At 43.5% G+C, this 4,774-nt stretch carries 3 protein-coding genes; 2 read left to right on the top strand and 1 reads right to left on the bottom strand.

Going from position 1 to position 4,774, the window contains the following annotated elements; genetic code table 11:
• Positions 1 to 91: 91 nt before the first annotated feature.
• Positions 92 to 994: an MBL fold metallo-hydrolase gene (locus AC1DPZ_RS22055; RefSeq protein WP_477407491.1), complete on the bottom strand. Its 903-nt coding sequence runs from the start codon at positions 992 to 994 to the stop codon at positions 92 to 94.
• Positions 995 to 1,238: 244 nt separating this feature from the next.
• Between AC1DPZ_RS22055 and AC1DPZ_RS22050 the strand changes: the two genes are divergently transcribed.
• Positions 1,239 to 3,179, top strand: coding sequence for a glycoside hydrolase family 127 protein (locus AC1DPZ_RS22050; protein WP_477407489.1), 1,941 nt, complete (start codon positions 1,239 to 1,241; stop codon positions 3,177 to 3,179).
• 611 nt (positions 3,180 to 3,790) lie between these two features.
• Entirely contained in the window at positions 3,791 to 4,552 is a 762-nt protein-coding gene (locus tag AC1DPZ_RS22045) for a DUF4382 domain-containing protein (protein WP_477407487.1), read from the top strand.
• Positions 4,553 to 4,774: the final 222 nt, after the last annotated feature.

Raw genomic sequence — 4,774 nt, 5'->3', positions numbered from 1 at the left:
GCATTACCGAGCGATGTAACCACGGTCAGAATAATAATCAGGGTTTTACGCTCTTCATTTTTAACTTGTTCTTTTAAGTTATTGTTTTTCACTATTTTCTGGCAGACTTCAGTATGAAAGGCTGCCCGGGTGCAAGTACATTGATGCGTCCGGGGTTAACAACCAATTTCGCCAGTCTTGCCGGATCTCCATTAAAAGGTTTGAAATCAGGTGCGTCAACAAAGCCCCAGTGCCCCAGCATCACTTGTGCCTGTGGATAAGCATTCAGTAACTTTGCTGAGCCTTCGAGCCCAAAATGCCAGTCGCTGTCCTCGGAGTAATCCAGCAAGATCAAATCGGGTGCAGGCAGGTGCAATTGTGCCGGCATAAGGCGCGAATCGCCCGGTGCCCAGATCGTACCATCAGGAGTATAGAAGTAAAAACCACAGGCATCTTCCGGTTCAAAATGCCGATTGCTGATACCCGGATAGGCGTTCTGCCATGCATGGTCAGCGGGTGTAAGTTTTACGCTAACAAGGCCGAACTTAAACGTCTCGCCAATATGATGCCCGCTGGAAGTCAACCCTTCGTTTTTCATAAGGGAATCGRCATATACTGTAGAATGGTATGCAGCGGTTACCGGCTTCAGATCACGAAAGGTTTCCACGCTGTAATGATCGTTGTCGCTATGAGTTGCCATAATGGCATCTACATGCGGCACATCTTTCGACAGAATAGGAAACTTCATCAGCAGCGGCATATCATAGCCTTCCAGCAGCGGATCGATCATGAAGATGGTGCCCCGGCTGTTAACCATGAATCCGGCCATGCCCAGCCAGCGAACAGTTGTCCCGGTTGACCGTTTAAAGGCTTCTAAACCAAAAGGCTGGGTTTCCGGCGCTTTGGCCTGGTATTTTTTTGCTTTCTTTTGGGCGGAGTCAACCGTCTGAGCGCGAAGATTTGCCTCCGCTACAAGCAATATCAGACTCACCAATAATAATTTTCCAAGTTTCATCCGGTTTTAATTTGGTAGTGCAAAGTTCGTGTGAAAATATTTGGCTGTGCTTATACAGACTCCTGATATACTTACCATTATTCCTGATTATGAGATGCAGTGTAATACTTATCATATTTTTGAAATACTTAATTTCGGCATAAGTAGAAGCAATTAAAAGATTACGGGACGTGACCATAAAAGTTTGAATGTTTTGGCTTTAAAAACCGACAGTAGTTCCTCAATAAATTTATATTTTAACAGGATGAATAGGAAAATAATTCACCCTTTCGTATGGTTGCATTTAATTGCGGTATGTTTTGTTATACCGGTGCAAACACAGGCACAATCTTCACTGCAAGCATTTAAGCTACAGCAAGTGGCCTTGTTGCGTGGCGTGTTTAAAAACGCGCAGCAAACAGATATGACCTATATGCTGGCTTTAGACCCTGAGCGTCTGCTGGCACCTTACCTTACAGAAGCAGGGTTAACGCCTAAAAAGAAAAGCTATGGCAATTGGGAAAATACTGGTTTGGATGGTCATATTGGTGGGCATTACCTGTCGGCATTATCCAATATGTATGCATCTACCCACAATGCCGAAATGAACAGGMGGTTGGATTATATGCTGGCACAATTAAAACGCTGCCAGGATAAAATAGGGAGCGGCTACCTGGGTGGTACACCCGGTGGAACAGTTATGTGGAAAGATATTGCCGAAGGGAAGATTGAGGCAGACACGTTTGCCTTGAATAAAAAATGGGTTCCACTTTATAATCTTCACAAATTGATGGCCGGTTTGCGGGATGCATATATGGTAGCTGGCAAGCCTCAGGCAAAAGAAATATTGGTGCGGCTAACAGATTACATTGACGGTGTATCGCGGAAGCTGACAGACACACAAATCCAAACCATGCTTATTTCGGAACACGGCGGATTGAACGAAGTATTTGCAGATGTCTCGGTGATAACCGGACAGGATAAATACCTCGTCCTGGCGCGCAGGTTTTCACACAAGGCAATTTTAGATCCATTAATACAAGGGCAGGATCAGCTTGATGGGTTGCATGCCAATATGCAGATTCCCAAGGCCGTTGGCTTTCAAAGAATCTCGGAAGTTGGCGGTGACGCGGACTATGGCAAGGCGGCACAGTTTTTTTGGGAAACAGTAGTTAATAACCGCAGCGTGGTGATAGGTGGCAACAGCGTGAACGAGCACTTTAACCCAACGGGCAATTTTACTAAAATGATCACCGACATTGCAGGCCCCGAAACCTGTAATTCCTACAATATGCTTAAACTAACCCGCCACCTTTTTGAAAAGCAGGGCGAGGTGAAATATATGGATTTTTATGAGCGGGTTTTGTATAACCACATCTTATCCAGTCAGCACCCTACCCATGGAGGCTTCGTTTATTACACCTCCATGCGGCCGCGACATTACCGTGTTTATTCGCAACCGCAGGAAACTATGTGGTGCTGCGTAGGCTCTGGTATGGAAAACCATGGTAAATATGGTGAACTCATCTACAGCCATCATCGTAACGACCTTTATGTAAACCTGTTTATTCCTTCGCGCCTTAATTGGTCAGCACAGGGACTCATTATCACTCAACAGACAAAGTTTCCGGATGAAGAGACGACCCGGCTTTTGGTGGAAGCCGCGAAATCAGATACTTTTGCTATCAATATCCGTTACCCAGGTTGGGTAAAAGCTGGTGGGCTTGAAATAAGGATAAATGGGGCCAAAGTGCCTGTCAAAGTTCAGCCAGGTTCTTATGTAAAACTGAACCGGACGTGGAAAAAAGGAGATGAAATTGAAGTTCGCTTACCAATGGGTGTGACGACTGAAGCTTTACCCGATAGCTCTCATTACGTGGCATTTTTGCATGGCCCCATCGTTTTAGCAGCAAAAACCGACACCACCGATCTTGACAATTTACATGCTGATGGGGATCAGTTTGGTGGCTATCGTGCAAGAGGGAAAATGTATCCATTGAATGCTGCGCCTGTGCTGGCCAGCAGTGATGCTAATCTTGCAAAACATCTAAAACCGGTAAATGGAAAGCCACAAACTTTCATTGCTCCGGAATTAATAAGTCCTGCAAAATTTAAAAATCTTGAGCTCATACCATTTTACAAATTACATGATGCCCGGTATATGATCTATTGGCATGAAGGCATTCTAAAGAACAACGAGAATTAGGAGGGTATACCCATACTTGACATTCCCGGAGCAATTGGCCACCTCATTTCGAAAACTTCAAACATTTATTTATGTAATCTGCATATTTTCAATATCTTGATTGTAAATTAAGTCATCTATAAAGGGGGCAAACAGCTTCCTTTATGGTAACGTGAGTAAGAAATTAATCCATTGTAAAATATTGAATATCAAAGTGGTACAAGGGTAGTGTAAATCCCTCCGGCTCCATTAAGTTCAATGTTAAAACAGACTAAAAGCCTGCAAATTAAATGATTGCAGGCTTTTGTTTTTGTTTAGTTAATGGTTGTATTTATTTGATAATAAACATGTTATATGATTGAATAACTTGCATGGTTACTTGGTTTGCTCATCTTCGTGATCTTTGCAGGTACCCACAGATTTCTTTGAGTTGGCGGGTTTTGACTTAACATTAATTTCGCAGTGGCGGTTATGTTTGGAATAGAGATCAATTATGTAAAGCATTTAGTGCTGGTAACTCAATTCATCGTAATGCAAAATGCCGATTCATCGATACAAAACGCCTGTTTGTCGATACATTTAACTTTAGGGCACAAGTTTTGACTTGCAGCTGATAACTAATTTATACAACGATGAAAAAAATACTTTTATTTGCCGCAATCCTAAGCCTTTCATTTTTTGCCTGTAAAAAGAACAGTAATTCCAGTTCTACCGCACATATAACGGTGAAGTTAACTGACGCCCCAGGCGCCTTTGATGCCGTGATCCTGAACATCAAAAGCGTGGTAGTTATCACCAACAATGGCGAGCATACGTTAAATGTGAATGGCGGTCCGATCGATATTCTGCGATTCCGTTTGGGCAAGGATACCGTACTGGCTGATCAGGATATTCCTGCGGGCACTATACAGCAGATTCGGCTAATACTTAATGATTCCGGCAATCGCGTGATCATCGGCGGTATCTCCTATGATTTGACCACGCCAAGCGGTCAAACATCCGGCGTTAAACTTAATGTGCATGATGATTTAACAGCGGGTATAGCGTATACTATGCTTTTGGATTTCGACGTAGCCCGATCTATCGTGCTTACCGGTAACGGTAAGTATATCCTTAAACCAGTGATCAGAGCGATTCCACAAGCTGTATCCGGCGCTTTAACCGGGATTGTATCGCCCGCTGCAGCCTCTCCCAAAGTGTATGCCATTACAGGCACCGATACTGTGGGTACTGTGAGCGATGCGACCGGCAAATTCTATTTCCCAGGTTTGGCTGCAGGTACTTATAATATACAGTTTGTGCCGGTAAGTCCTTATGCGGTCAAAACAGTGGCTGGTATTACCGTTGTTAATGGCGCTGTAAAAGACATGGGCACCGTAACCATTACCCAATAAAACCTATGATTGTTTAAATAAAAGCAGCTGCCCCGAAGTAGGCCGTTGCACAGCATCAGTTTAAAAGGCTGAATAATTTAATTTGCGTGGCAAATGGTTATTCAGCCTTTCGTTTTTATCACTTATTTTGAAACAGCCAGGTTTATTTCGGCTGTGGATAGCTACAAACTGCTTAACGCTTTATTAATCAGGTCAAGTCCGTTTGCCGAATAGGGTAATTTG

The organism is Mucilaginibacter sp. P4_G9, assembly GCF_056400985.1.
The sequence above is the reverse complement of the archived record's forward strand: the minus strand, read 5'-3'. Positions and strand labels throughout refer to the sequence as shown.

Bases quoted from the DNA above. Each gene is read 5' to 3' on its own strand.
- AC1DPZ_RS22045 (WP_477407487.1), top strand. From the start codon at position 3,791: ATGAAAAAAATACTTTTATTTGCCGCAATCCTAAGCCTTTCATTTTTT.